At 35.9% G+C, this 17,490-nt stretch carries 18 protein-coding genes; 9 read left to right on the forward strand and 9 right to left on the reverse strand.

The window, feature by feature from the left end:
- Positions 1 to 78: 78 nt before the first annotated feature.
- On the forward strand, positions 79 to 1,176 hold the full coding sequence (locus tag NP781_RS18305; RefSeq protein ID WP_221681137.1) for a CdaR family transcriptional regulator: 1,098 nt from the start codon (positions 79 to 81) through the stop codon (positions 1,174 to 1,176).
- Positions 1,177 to 1,198: 22 nt separating this feature from the next.
- Here the strand turns inward: NP781_RS18305 and NP781_RS18310 are convergent, their stop codons facing one another.
- A complete protein-coding gene (locus tag NP781_RS18310) occupies positions 1,199 to 2,704 on the reverse strand; it encodes a coproporphyrinogen III oxidase (RefSeq protein ID WP_221681136.1) in 1,506 nt (501 codons plus the stop codon).
- Positions 2,705 to 2,869: 165 nt separating this feature from the next.
- On the opposite strand from NP781_RS18310, the gene NP781_RS18315 reads away from it, so the two are divergent.
- Positions 2,870 to 3,268 carry a hypothetical protein gene (locus NP781_RS18315; protein ID WP_221681135.1) on the forward strand — a complete coding sequence of 133 codons (399 nt, stop codon included), beginning with the start codon at positions 2,870 to 2,872 and terminating at the stop codon, positions 3,266 to 3,268.
- A 50-nt stretch (positions 3,269 to 3,318) separates the two neighbouring features.
- On the opposite strand, the gene NP781_RS18320 is transcribed toward NP781_RS18315, so the two are convergent.
- The 4 genes from NP781_RS18320 to NP781_RS18335 form a co-directional block, all read right to left on the reverse strand.
- Entirely contained in the window at positions 3,319 to 4,230 is a 912-nt protein-coding gene (locus NP781_RS18320) for a copper amine oxidase N-terminal domain-containing protein (RefSeq protein ID WP_257520530.1), read from the reverse strand.
- 341 nt (positions 4,231 to 4,571) lie between these two features.
- A complete protein-coding gene (locus tag NP781_RS18325; RefSeq protein WP_221681133.1) occupies positions 4,572 to 5,234 on the reverse strand; it encodes a ribonuclease H family protein in 663 nt (220 codons plus the stop codon).
- Between the two features lie 141 nt (positions 5,235 to 5,375).
- Positions 5,376 to 5,723, reverse strand: coding sequence for a YlbF family regulator (locus NP781_RS18330; RefSeq protein WP_257520531.1), 348 nt, complete (start codon positions 5,721 to 5,723; stop codon positions 5,376 to 5,378).
- Between the two features lie 15 nt (positions 5,724 to 5,738).
- Entirely contained in the window at positions 5,739 to 6,881 is a 1,143-nt protein-coding gene (locus tag NP781_RS18335; RefSeq protein ID WP_257520532.1) for a DUF445 domain-containing protein, read from the reverse strand.
- A gap of 208 nt (positions 6,882 to 7,089) precedes the next feature.
- Between NP781_RS18335 and NP781_RS18340 the strand changes: the two genes are divergently transcribed.
- The 4 genes from NP781_RS18340 (at position 7,090) to NP781_RS18355 (ending at position 10,725) form a co-directional block, all read left to right on the forward strand.
- Positions 7,090 to 7,293: a YheE family protein gene (locus NP781_RS18340; protein ID WP_004230813.1), complete on the forward strand. Its 204-nt coding sequence runs from the start codon at positions 7,090 to 7,092 to the stop codon at positions 7,291 to 7,293.
- A gap of 171 nt (positions 7,294 to 7,464) precedes the next feature.
- Entirely contained in the window at positions 7,465 to 7,881 is a 417-nt protein-coding gene (locus NP781_RS18345; protein ID WP_257520533.1) for a hypothetical protein, read from the forward strand.
- 429 nt (positions 7,882 to 8,310) lie between these two features.
- A complete protein-coding gene (locus NP781_RS18350; protein ID WP_221681392.1) occupies positions 8,311 to 9,630 on the forward strand; it encodes a hemolysin family protein in 1,320 nt (439 codons plus the stop codon).
- Between the two features lie 192 nt (positions 9,631 to 9,822).
- Positions 9,823 to 10,725, forward strand: coding sequence for a cation diffusion facilitator family transporter (locus tag NP781_RS18355; RefSeq protein ID WP_257520534.1), 903 nt, complete (start codon positions 9,823 to 9,825; stop codon positions 10,723 to 10,725).
- 18 nt (positions 10,726 to 10,743) lie between these two features.
- Here NP781_RS18355 and NP781_RS18360 read toward each other — a convergent pair whose 3' ends face one another.
- Complete coding sequence (locus NP781_RS18360; protein ID WP_221681124.1) at positions 10,744 to 11,481, reverse strand: effector binding domain-containing protein; 738 nt, start codon at positions 11,479 to 11,481, stop codon at positions 10,744 to 10,746.
- Positions 11,482 to 11,546: 65 nt separating this feature from the next.
- Positions 11,547 to 12,473, reverse strand: a complete 927-nt coding sequence (locus NP781_RS18365) for a helix-turn-helix transcriptional regulator (RefSeq protein ID WP_221681119.1) — start codon at positions 12,471 to 12,473, stop codon at positions 11,547 to 11,549.
- Positions 12,474 to 13,022: 549 nt separating this feature from the next.
- Between NP781_RS18365 and NP781_RS18370 the strand changes: the two genes are divergently transcribed.
- Positions 13,023 to 14,144, forward strand: coding sequence for a response regulator (locus tag NP781_RS18370; RefSeq protein WP_221681117.1), 1,122 nt, complete (start codon positions 13,023 to 13,025; stop codon positions 14,142 to 14,144).
- A 48-nt stretch (positions 14,145 to 14,192) separates the two neighbouring features.
- Here NP781_RS18370 and NP781_RS18375 read toward each other — a convergent pair whose 3' ends face one another.
- Together NP781_RS18375 and NP781_RS18380 are read right to left on the reverse strand one after the other, a co-directional pair.
- Complete coding sequence (locus tag NP781_RS18375) at positions 14,193 to 14,840, reverse strand: response regulator (protein WP_004230823.1); 648 nt, start codon at positions 14,838 to 14,840, stop codon at positions 14,193 to 14,195.
- Positions 14,841 to 14,852: 12 nt separating this feature from the next.
- Complete coding sequence (locus NP781_RS18380; protein ID WP_004230825.1) at positions 14,853 to 15,968, reverse strand: GAF domain-containing sensor histidine kinase; 1,116 nt, start codon at positions 15,966 to 15,968, stop codon at positions 14,853 to 14,855.
- 189 nt (positions 15,969 to 16,157) lie between these two features.
- Here NP781_RS18380 and NP781_RS18385 point away from each other — a divergent pair, with 189 nt between their 5' ends.
- Together NP781_RS18385 and NP781_RS18390 are read left to right on the forward strand one after the other, a co-directional pair.
- Entirely contained in the window at positions 16,158 to 16,583 is a 426-nt protein-coding gene (locus NP781_RS18385) for a disulfide formation protein C (protein WP_221681116.1), read from the forward strand.
- Positions 16,584 to 16,637: 54 nt separating this feature from the next.
- The gene (locus tag NP781_RS18390; RefSeq protein ID WP_221681114.1) at positions 16,638 to 17,477 is read left to right on the forward strand and encodes an RluA family pseudouridine synthase; all 840 of its coding nucleotides are present in this window, start codon (positions 16,638 to 16,640) and stop codon (positions 17,475 to 17,477) included.
- Positions 17,478 to 17,490 lie beyond the last annotated feature (13 nt).

The following is a 17,490-nucleotide window of genomic DNA, read 5'->3' on the forward strand; positions in this document are numbered from 1 at the left end:
TAAATTCAGAAAACATTATAATAGGTGTACAATTTATCTGTCATATAACAGGCTGTTTTTTATGCGAGGTGTATAAACATGTTGACAAAAAAGTTAGCAGAAGACATCGTCCATCAAACGATGTTGCGCTTGCGTCACAATATTAATGTTATCAGTCCAAGTGGAGTCATTTTAGCTTCCGGAGATAAAATGAGGGTGGAAAATATTCATGAAGGTGCATTATATGTAGCACAGACAAAAGAGACTTTAATTATAAATGAGGAAAATATAGCACTTTATCCAAACACAAAACCAGGCATCAATATGCCGATTATGTATCAAGATGAGGTTGTAGGTATTATAGGTATTACAGGAGATTCAGAGGATATGCTTGAAATTGCTAATCTCGTTCAACTCACAACAGAGATTATGGCCCATCAAGCGATTGTTGAATCTAAAAGTGAATGGCAACGAAAGAATAACGATTACATATTTGAAGCACTCGTTCATGGAAGTAAGCTAGACGGTGCCTTAAATGAACGGATTCAGAAATTACCATTTGCTCTATTGGGCCCTTTTCAGGTGATTTTAGTGAGCTTAAATGAAGCATCCTACGCAGAAAATACAATACCCTTCTTTTTTGAGGATCTATTTTACAAACAGCCTATTCTTGCTGGTCATAGCCAATTACAGGAATACTATATCCTACTAACAAATTATGGGGAGAAAAATTGCCGTCCTATTATAAAAGCACTGCGTAAGCAGAAGCAGAAACTTCCCTCCCTTCAAATTGGTGTAGGGCCTGTGGTACAGCATTTATCTCAGCTTCCCTATAGCTACCAAGGTGCCAGAACAGCTCTAAAATTTGCTGCCATCCATAATGAATTGACTTTTTTTGAAGATGTCGAGTTATTTTCCCTTTTTAAACCTCGTGAATCAGAGGAGGTACAAGCATTTCACTGTCGTATACTAAAAAATTTAGACACTAAACAATTGGAAACATTACAATCGTTTTTTGACTGTAATTTACAGCTAAAGCATTGTGCTCAGCAATTGAATATTCATCGACATACACTTACTTATCGTTTAAATAAAATAAGGGAATTAACAGGCTATGATCCGCAATACTTTGAGGATGCTGTTCTGCTAAAAATGGCCTGTACATTGCGAACACTACAAACAATGAAGGCAATCTGAACATAGCAGATTGCCTTTATCATTAAGCCTTATATAATTCATTTAAAAATTCAATTTTCTTCCCAATAGCCTCTTCAAAGGTCATGATATAGGCAGCAGGATCTTTCGGATTATGGAATTGTGTAATTCTCCCTGTTTCGGGATGAACAAATTTTGAGGATGCCCCACAGCCAATTCCTAAGATTGTCTGCACTTCTTCCATAATCACGATATTATAAATACTTTCTTCTCCCGCTTTACTATAGCCGACATTTTCTAAATTACCTAAAATATTTTTCTGACGATATAAATAGTATGGAACATAATCATTTTCTTTTGTCCAAATTTGTGCCATTTCCATCATTTCAGCTACCGTATCACGGTCGGCTACTTTGTATTTATCCTTATTACGTGTCATCTCTGACGCACGTTTAAAGGATAGCGTATGAACAGTTAAAGACTCTGGCTGCATCTTTGCCGATTCCTCTAATGAATGTTGGAATTCCTCAATCCCTTCATTGGGTAGCCCAATGATAAGATCCATATTGATATTGTTCATACCTGATTCTCTTGCAAGCCAAAACTTATCAATGGTTTCCTGGACTGTGTGATGACGACCAATTGCTTTTAATGTTTCATCAGTATAAGATTGTGGATTTACACTAATACGATCAATACCCCATTTTTTTAGTACTTCTAATTTTTCTGGTGTGATGGTATCAGGTCTTCCTGCTTCAACTGTCACCTCTCGAATTGTTTCAGGGTTAGGAAATGATTCATACATCGTTTGATATAAGGCATCCATTTCATCGGCCTCAATTGAAGTCGGTGTACCACCACCCCAATAAATGGAGGTGATTTTCATATTATTGTCCTTCAGCCATTTGCCCATTTCACGCAATTCAATATGCAAGCCATCTAAAAAAGTCGTAACACGTCCCTGCTTACGATTGCTACCAATCGCATAGGCTGGGAAAGTGCAATATGCACATTTGGTAGGGCAGAATGGAATACCAATATAAACACTGATTTCTTGTCCAATCGCATCAAGATCAGGAATGGTCACTAGTTGTCGGTCCACAATTTCCTTTAATAGTCCAACTTTCTCCTTTGATAAGCGGAAATCTCGAATTAATAGATCAGCAATTTCTTGCTCACTCTTACCTTCTTTTCTAAATTTATGATACAGCTTTGTCGGGCGTACACCCGTTAAAATCCCCCATTGTTGATGCACCCCAGTATGCTGTTCAAGAACATCTAAAAATACATGTGACAATGCACGTTTTATACGAATATTTAGCTCACGATCTGTTGCTGGGGATTCATATTGAATACGATACTCATTCGTGTATTGCTTACCATCTACAATCAAATTTGCTTTTGTAGAAACGGAAAAATCATCTCCAGTCTGATAGTCAAATGAAGCAGACATGTCTGCTCCCATTGGTTCAACTTTCAGCTTGGAATCCTCAAAAAATAAATTCGCAATATGATTTAATACGCGAATCCAATCTTCAGGATATTTTTGATCTATATGAATAATTTTCATTTCGTTTCGCTCTCTTCTTTTATATATTGCAAATTTAAGTTTAACAAATTTCTATGACTATAAGCAAAATAACAATTAGAATCTATAAAATAACAGAATATTCAGTTTAAATATAGACAAACTATTTTTTTGTCATTATAATTTTCAGAAAAGGTGGTGTCGAGAATGTTTATTTTAAAAAATGACAATTATAAACCTGTTTCGAGCTTTATTCCTCAAGTAGAAGTAGCATTCCACCATTTTGATTTAGAGCGCTGTGATGAAAAAACATTATATGTCACGGTAAAACTTAAATACGGCACACATAAAGTACTTTGTGATTTTATTTTTATTATTGACCAACAAGAAATCTATGGCGCTATTTCAATTAACAAGCATTATGAAAAGACAAGGGTATTTATTCAACACCATTTTCAGCAATTTTTATTGTATTCAGATGAAATGGTATTAGCTAAAAACTTTATGAGTACAAAACCCTTTAAACAATGTCTCCAACAATTTGCGAAAAAATATCCAGCCTTTATTTCCTCAAAGAACCATTACACTCTAGCAATGGCTGAGTAACCACAAATAAAAATAGTATGCCAAGCATTGTTGGCATACTATTTTCTTAATCATTTTAAATATTCATCCACAAATTCAACAGGTACATATGTCTTTGTTTCTTTTAAGGTCGGTGCGACTGTTAGTGTACGTAATGCCTTATTATAGCCAAATGTCTTTTCACCGCGAGTAATTGTGTAAGACATATTCCCTTTTGAAAGGATTGCCCCCTTGCCTGTAGAATCCACTTTGAAGCCAAGCTTTTCAGCGATCACACGTAATGGCACCATTTTTGTACCAGCTACTTCGTAAGAATCGGATGCAATAATATTATCAATTTCTTCAAGTATTGGATTCTTAGTAGTGGAGGAATCATCGTCCAGTACAATTACTTTAGATGGTGTTGTTTGAGCTGGAATACTTTTAGTAGAGGCTGTATAGAAAACAACTAGATGCTTCTCTGCTAAATCTTTAGCGTCTACCTTTACACCTTTTTCATTGAGTAGCACTGTTTCTTTCGCAATATTTAATTTTAAAATATCATACGTATTAGTTAAATCTTCCAAGAAATAATCCACTTCTACAAAACCAACCTCTTCTGTTTCAACGATGACAACCTCTGGATCGAATTGTGGTGGATAAATATATTTTTGCGGTTTGTTAGCAAATGTATAAGCTAATACTCTATCTCCCTTTTGAAGCTCCACTTTCTTCCCAGTATTGTCGAACACGAGCGTATCTTTAGTAATTTCTAATACATTTGTTTGCTCGCCTTCTTTTACTGTGTAATATGTAATATTTTCCCCAACACGAACATCTTCCACAGTACCACGAGTATCATTAAAAATGTGTACGGGATCAATTTGTATTTGTGGTACCTCTGCTTCTGTAGATTGCTGCTCATTTGCTGAAGCTACCGGTACAAGGGCACTTCCAAATAATAATGCAGACATAGCTGCAGGTGCTATTTTTTTCATGTTCATAAAATCTCTCCTTATTGTTTGGATTCATAGTAGTAGTAGTTTTAAAATGGGAAAAGTTTCAGTGCAAACAGAGGATTTTATGAGAAAGAGGTGGCAGTAGATACTGCCACCTCTCAGAGTGTCGACAAACTAAATTCGTAATAAAAAGTTATCATATGTCGGCATTTGATTTTTGTTTTCTATGTTCAAATGTTTTTCTGAATCCTTGAAAATAAAGGGTTTAGAAAATCTAAAAAGAATTGTGCTTATAGCCGTCTAATTTAAAAATAATAGACAAAGTCGAAAAAATCGACTTTGTCTACAGTCTGAGAGGTGGCAGTAGATACTGCCACCTCTTATTCCTAGTCTTTAACAATCTCACTCAAACCAGTAATATCGATGCCATTTAAAGCTTGAGTAGCAAGGCGGTCCGCTTCCGAATTATCCTTACGTGAAACAAGCTGGTATTCAGCTTGAATGTGAAGTTGCTCAAGCTTAGCATCAATTTTATCTGCCCAGCTTGCAAGTTCTTTTTCCAATGCTGGCCATTCCCCATTCAGCTGATTGATGACCACTTGTGAATCTCCTATAATACGCACAGGCAAATGGTGGACATTTAAAAGTTCAAGCTCTACTAAGGCTAAATAAAGCGCTGCATACTCTGCCTCGTTATTTGATTTCAATTCAGATGAAAAGGCATTTCTTCTCAATCGTAAAGGTTTACCATTTTGTTCATAATAAATAACGCAGCCTAGTCCTGCTTGTCTTGTCCCACGATCAAAACCTCCATCAAAATAGACCGTAATATTATGAGGCTCTGTATCAATTTCCTTTAAATATGCTTTTAGCTCTTTAAGTGACCAATTTGTATCTTGCCGATCAATATAATGTAGGGATTTTACCCTTCCCGTTCTTTCCATATCCTCTGCAAGTAAAAGTGCTTGAGCTGCAGGCATTTCAGCTGAACGTAAAACTGTTGTTGCTCCTTTTGGTGTTTTATAGGTCCATTCAATGATGACATGCATATTCATAACCTCCAATACTCTTTAACTGGTCCATAAAGCAAAAACGTGTACCGACCAATAGCGGATACACGTTTTCCTCTTACTTGTTATATGTGCAATTCCTAGAAAAATTATTCCTTTTTAAATTGCGATTATCACCTTTTATTGAATTCCTTCATATAAACCTTGGATAGGTTTTATTAAAATGCGATTTACTTCTTCGATTACTTTACTTACCTTCATTTCTGACTCAAGCATCGTTGAAATTTTTTCATTTTGCTGTGCTAGCTGTGCCGCTTTTTGTGCATAGACAAGCTCATCTTCCAAAATATCCTCACCAGCTAATTGCTTTTTCTGTAATTCGATTTGGATTTTACGGAAGTTTTTAAAGACATTTAATGCCTCTTCATCATTTTTAACAACTTCAACAGCAGCTTTTAACGCTTCAAATTCTGGAATCTTACGGAAAGTTGCTTCTAGCGCATTAATGTCATTATAAATATTAATCATTCATACAATCTCCTTTTAAATAAAGTAAACAATCAAGCCTTGCACAATCCCAATCAATCCACCAAGCACTGCACCTAATACAGTAATCATTTTAAACTCACGTTTTGAAATACCTAATACAAGCTCCTCTAACTTCTCTACTGGGAATGAGTCAACCTGCTCTCGCACAACCTCTTGTAAGTTTAAACGTTTTAGTACATCCTCAAGTTTTTCCTCTGCCTTCACAAAAGCCTTTTCTATAACTTGTGGAATCACGGTATACTTCGCCCAGTCATTTCCTTCTGGCCAATAATAAGAAATCGGTTGATTTAAACGTTCAGAGATTGCTAATTGTTCTTTCACGTACACTTGTAATTTCGATAAAATGGGGTCAAATTTAACATCTTGCAAAAAGTCCATAGCTGGTCGATCTTTGAGTTTTTCCCATTCCTGTGAAAATATTTTTGTTAGTAATGTTGTTGTTCCTGGTGCTTGTAAAAACTTCACAAGTTCACGTTGAACTTTCCCAACTAATGAAGAGGAATCACCTAAGAACATATTGATCATGCCGCCTAGAGACCCTTTTGATGATAAAAAGTCATCAATCATTGCCTTAATCGTCATTTCACCTTCTGGTGATAAAAAATAATCCTCGCCTTTTTCTAAAATATGCTGAACTGCTACTGGAATTTTAGCATCAATTGTATTTTGGATATCGTCTGATAGCAGCGTACGAATTGATTTTGTTGATAGTGTATTCTTTACCGACGAAAATTGTCCCTCAACAATTGCTTCAACCTTCTGTTCAATGGTAGTAGGTAAATGCGAAAACCCAGCTAAGTTTAGCCAATCCTGAATTGTTTTGTCGTTTGTAAAGATTGTTTCTTCAACTTTTGTTTGCACAAAGTGTTCTACTTTGTCTTGAATATCCTTAGAGAAAAACTTTTTTCTAAATGTTTCAGGCGTTAGTAAATAATTTACTACAGTAAGGCCCAGCTGTTTCGCTAATTCATCACGGCGTTTGGGTATAAGGCCTGGTGTAAACGGTACACGCCAATTTTTAATATATATCGCTTTATATGGACGAAAAAGCATTTTAATGGCTAAGTGATTTGTAACGCCCCCAATTGCAGCCCCAATGATAGCCATAAAAAGTAATGCCACTATAAAATTATCCATTAGTATCCTCTCATTTCAATTGTATTCAAGATTGGCGTATTTTGTCGCCTTCTGCATTCATTATAGCAGAGCAATGATTTTCAACGAAAGAAATACCCCTTTAGAATTTCAATTTCATCCTACTTACTTCTATGAAAAGTGAATAGTTGCAAAAATACCGTTATACTTGAATAATATGACTACATACTATGAGAAGTGAGGTTTGATTATGATTCAACATTTCAGTTTTAAACCACTATTTGAAAACACGCAACTACCTGGGTGGGCTATTTCATTTTTTTATCAACGAGAACGATACCAAGCGGAGTATTTAAAGGACGGTACGATTGAGTGGATAGGAGCCATTCCATCAGACGAGGAGGTTGTTAAAAAAATGATACATGAGCTTATGCTGTTTCATGTATATGATTAAGTTGGATAGTCAATTTTTCGTTGTGATCCCGTATAAAAATACCTATATTTACTATTAATAACACATCATTTAAGCTAATTATGTTGAATCCTGTTGAAATTTGTATATTTTTCTTATACATTTATGATATCAGCTTAATAGTAAATGTTTTTTATGCAGGGGGCCATTTCAATGAGTAAAGTCACACTTTCGGATGACTTAAATAGCTATAATTCAAAAGCATTAATTCGTGTAAAAGTAAAAGAATTTTTTTCAGAATTTTCCGCCAAAATATTCGAATTAGCGGATGAGGCGGGTGCTGTTAATAGTAAGAAGTTCGAGGAACTTTCTGGCTATAAAAGCGACTTTTACAATGAGTATTGCAGTCAACTAAAGGGCTTTTTTGATTCTTCTACTAGCTCTTTCGGCAAGAAATCGATTAAAACGTTCTATTTAACGTATAATAATAAGAACTATGTTTTAACACAACAAGGCATAACGGAAAAAGCACCTGTATCTATCGCACCGTTGACAGGTGAAATACCTTTAAAGGAAACGGTTCATGATGTTGAAAAAGCGTGTTTAAAATTACGCTTCCAGCAAGAATAAATAGGGCAAACAATTTAGAAAGGGGGAGTCTCAAATGATGATTGAGACTCCCCCTTTACTATAAAAAATAATTCATTTAAAAAAATCCGCAAGCTAAAGCACTCTTGAGATTTTTGACGTGTCGTATTATATGAGATGCAAAATGCTTCTTTCCCTAAACAAACTATCTTTGATCTTTCTAAAGTTAGCATATAGCCATGGTAATTACAATCTTTTGGTATTTGAATCTAGTTACATTTTTTCAAAAGATCCATGAAAAACAAGTGAAAAAGTTGTTGTCAATATTTGTGTTTTTCTTTTAAATAATTTATGATTGAAACATCCAACAATTTTTTAAATCATAGGAGGTGTACACTTTGTTTACTTCCCTCATTCGGGCGGGAACAAAGGAATTATTTGGACGGAGACATATTGGAGATAACCATTAGGTTGGCGGCATTCGCCCTACTAATTATAATGACTGGATTTTTCGTTGCAACTGAATTTGCAATCGTAAAAGTGAGATCTACCCGCATTGATCAATTGCTCGCGGAAGGGCATAAAAAAGCGAAAAATGCAAAACGTGTTGTTTCAGATTTAGATGAGTACTTATCTGCATGCCAGCTAGGTATTACCATCACTGCACTTGGTTTAGGTTGGTTAGGTGAACCTACATTTGAAATCATTTTGCACCCAGTGTTTGAATTTCTAAATTTGAATGGTAGTATTACATCTATCCTTTCATTCATACTTGCATTCTCAATCGTTACGTTTATGCATGTTGTTATTGGGGAATTGGCGCCAAAAACATTAGCCATCCAAAAAGCAGAATTTGTCACATTAAACTTTTCTGGCCCATTAATTATCTTCCACAATATTACGTATCCCATCATTAAGCTATTAAATGGCTCTGCCCGTGGTTTAACAGGTCTTTTTGGCTTAAAGATGATGTCAGAATCAGAAGTGGCTCATACAGAGGAAGAGCTGCGTATGATTTTATCGGATAGTTTAAAAGGTGGAGAAATTAATAACTCAGAATATGAATATGTTAACAGTATTTTCGAGTTCTCTGATCGTCTTGCAAAAGAAATTATGGTTCCTCGAACTGAAATTGTCGGCATAGAAAAAGAGCTAACAATTAAAGAAGTGTTTGATTTAATGGGTGTTGAGCAATATACTCGTTATCCAATTCTGGATGGAGATAAAGATCATATTATTGGCTTAGTTAACATGAAGCATTTATTAACCGCTTACATTAAAGATCCTAAAAATGGTGATAAGCCTGTCATTGATTATATGCAGCCTATTATTCGAGTGATGGAAACAACGCAAATTAACGATCTATTACTAAAAATTCAACGTGAACGTATTCATATGGCCATTTTAATGGATGAATATGGCGGAACATCTGGTTTAGTGACGATTGAAGATATTATTGAGGAAATTGTCGGCGATATTCAAGATGAATTTGATGAAGACGAAATCCCGGAAGTACAAGAAATTGCAGAAAATCATTTTATTTTAGATGCTAAGATGCTTCTTGAAAATGTAAATGATATGCTTGGTACTGACATAGAAGATGATGATATTGATACTATCGGTGGTTGGTTCATGACGAAGCGTTTTGATGCGGTCGAAGGTGACAGTATTCAAGAGCAAGGTTTTGAATTTATCGCAAAAGAATTAGATGGTCACCATATTTTATACTTAGAAGTTCTGAAATTACCTAACAGTGATTTATCAAATGAATATGACGCGGTCATTGACTAAAATTGATTTGAATTGCCATACTTGTCGTGGTACTATTAGAAGCACGCTTGTATAATCCAGGCTATAAATATGGTCTTTTCTTCACACCTTATATAGGTGGGAGCAACGACCGTAATAAATAGATGAAAACGACTCCCTTTTTAAAAGGGGGTCGTTTTCTAATGTCCGAAAGTTTTGCGAGGAGGAAACAAAATGGAGCTCTATACAAATTTACGTCAAGGGGAAAAAGGTGCATGGCTATCCATTGGTACATATCTAATCCTAAGCTCTGCTAAGCTTACAATAGGCTACATTGGTACATCTGAGGCCTTAAAAGCAGATGGTTTAAATAACACAACTGATATCATTGCTTCCATCGCAGTACTGATTGGTTTACGCATTGCCCAAAGACCACCTGATTCCAACCATCAATACGGGCATTTACGAGCTGAGACTGTTGCCTCTTTAGTCGCATCGTTCATTATGCTTGTTGTGGGTCTCCAAGTATTAGTTAGTTCCTTAAAAAGCTTATGGGAGCCCACTGGTACGACACCCTCACTGTTAACTGCCTATGTAGCAATGGGTAGTGCAGTTGTCATGTATGTGGTTTACCGCTATAATTTGGCACTATCTAAAAAAATTAAAAGCGCCGCTGTTAAAGCAGCTGCCTTTGACAATCGTTCTGATGCACTTGTCAGCATCGGGGCAGCCATTGGTATTTTTGGAGCCATTTTCGGCTTTCCAATCATTGATTCACTGACAGCTCTCATTGTTGCCTTTTTAATTATTAAAACAGCAGTAGAAATTTTTTGGGAAGCTGTTCAAAGTCTTACAGATGCATTTGATATTGATGAAGTTGAAACGTTATCGGTCTTAATCCGTAACGTGGACGGGGTAATGGAACTTTTAGACTTTAAAGGACGTGCCCATGGCAATATGTACTTCATCGACGTAACTGTCACAGTAGATCCTTATTTAAATGTCTTTGAAAGTCATCGCATAACCGAAGAAATCGAACATACCATTATGCGTGAAAATCGCTTTTGTCAAGTTCTTGTGCATATTGAGCCACATATCATTCCTCCACAAAACAAAGATAAGTCTCCTACCAATTGATTGGGTATGGGACTTTTTTTATTTAATAGCTATATAAATATCCACTTGTGAATCATGTGGATTAGCGCATCGTTCATCATACAGTTCAAAGTCGCCTGTATATGTTCGTTCAACTTTAGAATTTGCAAACCATGCCCAAATCTCTTGCCAAGTTTGAATGACAACTTCAGGCATTACGCCTTTATCAGATGTAAAAACTAGATACTTAGCTGCTGGAATCATTTTTACTACTAAATCGGTTTGAATGTCATCATTATTTACTTCTACTCCGAGTGTAAGAGTATAATTACCATTCACATCCGTCTCATAGTCTGAATACAAACCATAGACATGACCATTTTTTTGCTCGGCTATTTGGTCCGTAATATTTTGCTGATAAAAGTGATCCCATAATTGCGGAATTTTAGCTTGCTCTGTTATTTCATTGGCATTACTTGTTTGAGTTGAAATACCTACGATTTTAAATGCGTTTAATTCAACTATTTTTGGTTCCCGCCACTCACTTTTTCTCCATCGTTTTAAATTTGGCAAAAAGGAAGTCAGCATATTACGTGCCTCATTTTCTGGCATACCATCTTGCATAAGATGCGGTACACAAATTTCAATCATTTCGTCTACTGTTAACTGGGGTTGTTTAAACTCGCCTCCCTCGTAACAATATGTACAATAATCCTGACTTTTTTCCCCTTCTTTTTCAGTACCCAATAATGCCTCTTCTACTAAAGGCATACCACAGCTTTGACAATATCTTTGCATCGTCATTCCACCTTTCGCTTTATTTGTACTTACTATAGCAAAGGAAACCTGACAACTGTCTGTCATCAATTATCTAGATTTTTATATAATTGAACAATTTCTAAAGCTCGTTTTTGAATGATATCTCTTATATAAAGTGGTGCCATAATTTTAATGCGGTGCCCAAAGCTTAACAAGAATCCATAAAGCCATTCATCTTCGGGTATAGATATATGAATCATAGATTGTTCATGGTCTATATGTTCTGCACCAAAGGATTCCTCCACCAATGTTGTAATGTCTTTATCAAAAGAAATGACCAAATCGACTACGTTTTGCGGTCGATGCCATTCTTTACCCCAAGGGAGTTCACTTAAATTCACTTCCTTACGCTCGAAGGTAGAATCAGCTTGAAACAAATGTTTCATTCTCGCAAGCTTAAATAAACGAAAGTCCTTTCTTAATGTACAATAGCCATACAAATACCACATCTTCCCTTTTTGAACAATTGTATGTGGTTCGACTATTCGGCTTGTCTGCTCACCATAAGTAGTAGAATAATGAAAGCTTATACAACGATTATTCTCTATAGCTGTCTTAAGCATCGTAATATGCTCTTTAAAGAGAGCATTTGGTCCCCATGGACTAAGATCAACAAATAGATGGTCCATTGATTGTTTTACATGATCATCAGCAATACTCGTTATTTTCTCGAGCACTGCTTCAGCGTGGGAATCTTCATAGGTAGTCAAAGCACTTTTAATCGCAATAGAAAGCGACGTGAGCTCATCCTTCGTCAAAACTTGCTTATCAACGCGATAACCATCGATTAAACTAATGCCACCGTTTACGCCTTGCTGACTAATAACAGGTACACCAGCACAGCTCAATGTTTCAATATCTCGATAAATGGTACGAATCGAAACATTAAATAACTCTGCTAATTCCTGTGCCTTAACCTTTTTACGGTTGATTAATATCATCGTCATGGTTAGAAGTCTCTCTAATTTCATGGTAAAATCTCCTTTCTTGCCATCCCATTATTCCTATATATACTGCTATTTTAATTAATAACCTATCTTTTTAAGTATTTTTTAAGTACTTTTTGAGTATTTTTTAAGACAAATGTACTATAATAACGCCTAATTATTGTTACAACAATTATACTATTTTAACAATAAAAGAAAAAAGAAGGCTTATGCCCATATACAACTTTCATTAACAATACTATGTTGTTTCATTTTTGTATAAGAATAGTTTGATTTTAACGCCTAAGCAATTATTTCAATTCTCTTAACACAACATAAAAAACTTTTATCTTCTATATAATGAACGGCGAAATTTTCTTTGAATGGATTTGACGCGATATGACAAACACATCGGGATTCATTGACTCTCACCCGTGAAAGAACTACAACATAAATTGCTTTTTTCTGGCATCAAATTTTTAATATTGAGTGATTTTCACTTTTCTTGCCCTTCACTATATATAGGAAGCCTTTTCACCCAAAATGAACTAGAGTTTAATGTTTTTAATTTAATTGTATAAAGGAGAGTTTGATGTGATTCGAGCCGTTTTAATAGACAATGAACCGTTAGCTTTACATTATTTTCAAAATAAACTACATGCCTTTCAACAAATTCAGGTGATTCAAACCTTTACAAGCGTAGAAGTATTTCTGAATGAACTACCAACTATGGAATTTGAGGCTATCTTTTTAGAAGTAAAACTTCAAGAATTATCAGGACTTGAAGTTGCTGATATTATCAAAACGGAACGTCCACAAGTCAGTGTAATTTTCATTACCTCCTATCATGAATTTGCATTACAAGCCTATGAAATTGGCAGTCTCGACTATGTATTAAAGCCTATCAGTCATGCACGTTTAGAAAAAACTGTAGCCCGTATTGAGCATGAATTTTCAATTCAGCAAATGCTTCAACAAGCTACACAAACTGTATTAAATGTACAATGCTTCGATCAATTTGCCGTCTATAGTAACAATAGTTTAGTGGCATTTAAAACAGAAAAGACAAAAGAATTGTTTGCTTATTTTATTTTGCATCCAAATATTCCGATTCATCGAGATTATTTAATTGAAATTCTATGGCCAGATTTAGATTATGTACGGGCCAAATCAAATCTTCATACAGCTCTATCTTATTTAAGGAAAACGCTAAATACAATTGGCTACGAAAACTGTATTGTCTTTTCAAATAAATACTATATCTTTGAAAAGCCAAATATCGTATGTGATTTATACGATTTTCAAAAACTTCATGAAGATTTTTCAAGACTTGAATTTCCCTCTATTTCTTTGATCAATCAATGTCTTTCTATTTATAAGAATGGCTTATTTGTTTTTGATGATTATGAATGGTCAACTGCCTATAAAGATAAATTAATGAAATCATACATAGAGCTATTAGAAAAAGGGTTTCAAACAACGGTCTTTTCAGATACTGAAAGAGCTATGGAATTTTTACATGCATTAATAGAGTATGATCCCTATAATGAACAAAAACTTGAGCACTATTTATATACGTTAATACAGGCAGGGCTTCATGAACAGGCACTCAAAATTTTTCAAACATATACACAAAAACTAGAGGAAGATTTAGCACTAACGCCAAGTTCTACATTATTAGAGATATCTAAAAAATTATTTGTTCAACATAAATAATGTAAAAAACGGCGAGTGCTTCTATGTGAGTAGAAGCTCGCCGTTTATTTACATCCCACTACCTTCAGTTAGCCCGTGCTTAACAGCATACAGCGCTGCCTGTGTACGGTCTTGTACTTGAAGTTTTGTAAAAATATTCGAAATATGGGTTTTCACTGTTTTTTCTGTGACAAAGAGTGAGGATGCAATTTCCCGATTACTCTTTCCTTTTGTAAGCTCTGCTAGCACATCCTGCTCACGAGGTGTCAGCGGATTTAATAAATGGGGTGCATTCTGAGACTCCTGACGATCCATTTCAAGCGTTGTCGTTGCTTCAGGATGTAGAGTGTTTTCACCACGCATAATACGACGAATGGATAAAACCAATTCATCTGGCTCAATATCTTTTAACTGATAGCCTGCCGCTCCTGCCTCCATTGCTGGAACCACATGATCCCGATCAGAAAAGCTAGTAAGCATTAAAATTTCTATTTGTGGAAACTTCGCTTTGATGCGTTTAGTCGCCTGAATGCCATCCATTTCAGGCATGACTAAATCCATTAAGATAATATCTGGTTGAATGCTTTCTGCCAATGCAACAGCTTCGTGCCCGTTTTTTGCCTCTCCAACAACCTCAATATCCTTTTGTGTCTTTAAAAAAAACAGTAGTCCTCTACGTACTACGTGATGATCGTCTGCAATTAATACACGTATCATGTCCTCTCCCCCTTAATATGGCAAGCGGATTAGCAGCTCCGTACCTTTGCCAATTTCACTTACCCAGTCGGCAGTTCCACCCACTGATTTTGCACGATCCTTGATAGATTGTAAGCCCATCGAAAGCAACTTTGTATTATTGTCAATGACAAAGCCTCGCCCCTCATCACGAATAACCAACAAAATATCTGTTGATGTAACAGTAATATACAATGCTGCCTCTAATACACCTGCATGGCGACGTACATTATTTAACGCCTCTTGGGCTACGCGAAATAATGTTTCTTCAATACGTGAGGGAAATTGCAATACGCCTGAAACTGTAACATGTAGTTTTAAGCCAAGCATTTCAGCGTATACTTTCATGGCCTCAAGTAAACCATTTTCTAATCCTTTAGGTCGCAATTGCCAAATTAACGCACGCATCTCTGTAAGTGCGTCTTGTGTTAAATGCTGAATTTCTTTAAATGTTTCTTTCACTTCGTAATCATCCGTCATTTCAATGCCAGCCCTAGCTGTTAACGTAACCGAGAAGAGTAGTTGATTGACTGAATCGTGTAAATCACGGGCTAGGCGATTACGTTCCTTCACAAGTGCCATTTCCTGCTCCTGCTTTGTCAGTAAAATTCGCTTAATAGCTGAACCCATCTGAAAGGCAACTGATTCTAATAAAGCAAGCTCCTCCTCTGAAAAGCGCACTGTATCCTTAGATGCGACATTTAATACGCCAAAACGTTCTTGTCCAGATTGAAGGGGTACTGTCGCATGATGCGTGATGCCTTCATGATCCCCAACATTTGCGGCTATGGCACTTTCAATACGCTGACACTCGATAATATTAGAGGCTTTTTTTAGCTCTTCATTACGATAACGCGATACACACCAACAACCGCCCTTTTTTAAATAATGGCAATTGTTATATTCCAATGCCTCTGGTAGATTTTCATGGACAACAAGTTCTGAACGCCCCTTTGCATCAATAAAAAAAATCCAACCTGTTTCAAAATTGGTGCCATTTAAAAACTTGATGAGCGCACCTTTTAGCATTGTGACAATTTCAGTTTCTTCATTTAATAGTTCAGCAATTTCTTTTAAAATACTGATATTGGAATGCTCATTCTCCCTCACGAAAACACACCTCTTCTTTAGCATTACTATTGTTAATGATACCATTAAGCTATTGAAAGCGTCTGCTTCCACCGTTCATACTTTAGACTGAAATTCATCATATACCTTATTTTGTGTAAGTTGATTTACATATAAAACTAGAACCACTATAATCGAACAAGGACATGGTTTATGAAGGGAAGATTGAATATGTCTAAAAAAGAAGAAAATGGCTTATTATTTATTTGGATTGTTTCTGCTATAGCAACGTTAGGTTCATTATATTTTTCTGAGATTCGTCATTATGAACCTTGTAAATTATGTTGGATTCAACGTATTTTTATGTACCCAATTGTTATTATGACGACAGTAGCATTTATACAAAAAAATGCGCGTATTGCTGTCACAACAGCTGTATTTTCTGTGATTGGCGGCTGTATTTCACTTTATCATTACGGAATTCAAAAGCTTAGCTTTTTAGCTGAAAATGCTCCCTCCTGTGGCGCAGTTTCTTGTACAGGACAATATATTAATTGGTTAGGCTTTATTACTATTCCGTTTTTAGCATTAACTGCATTTATTTTAATCGCAGGGGCAAGCTTTTATTTAATAAAAGCTTCTAAAGCTGCAAAATAATCGGAAGACCGTGTTCTACCTTTGGAATACGGTTTTTTCTACGGAGGAAGATCTATGTTTCATTATGAAATTGCTGAAGATAACTTAAGTGTGGAAGAATTGCTACGTAATCAGTGGCGACTTGGTAAAAAACTCGTTCATGAATTGCGTATGGCCAAAGCCATCACATTGGCAAATGATGAGCTGATTCAATGGAATACACCTTTACAAACTGGAACAATAATCAAATTTACGTTTCCTGTTCCAACTTCTAGCTACAAACCAACACCTGTATGTGCTATTGATGTAGTCTATGAGGATGACCATTGTTTAATCGTATCGAAGCCAAAAGGTATGGCAACACATCCTAATGATGCTCGTGATACACATACATGTATGAACCATGTTATGGCACATATCAAAGAACAAGGTGGAATTTATGCTGAACATGTTCATCGTCTTGATAAAGGGACACAGGGCCTATTACTAGTAGCAAAGCACCCTTTAGCAAAGTCCATTTTCGATCGAATGATTGAAGAAAAAACCATTATTCGTACGTATGCAGCAGAGGTGCAAGGTAATTTACGAACGTCTTCGGGAACGATTGCTGAACCAATTGGCAAAGACCGACACCATGCCACAAGACGTGTTGTGTCCAAAACTGGACAGCATGCTGTAACACACTATGAAGTGGTGGCACGTTACAAAAATTCCTGTGTCGTTCATCTCATACTTGAGACTGGGCGAACACATCAGATTCGTGTGCATTTAGCCTATATCGGCCATCCAATTATTGGAGATACAATGTATGGTGCACGAGAAACAGCAAATGATGACTACGAACTGCATGCCATTCAATTAGAATTTGACCATCCTTTTTTAAATCAACGTATTATTGTCAAGGACGAGCAATAAGAAAAATCCCGCC

Origin of the sequence: Lysinibacillus sp. FN11, from assembly GCF_024628845.1 — a bacterium.
Lineage (GTDB): Bacteria > Bacillota > Bacilli > Bacillales_A > Planococcaceae > Lysinibacillus > Lysinibacillus capsici.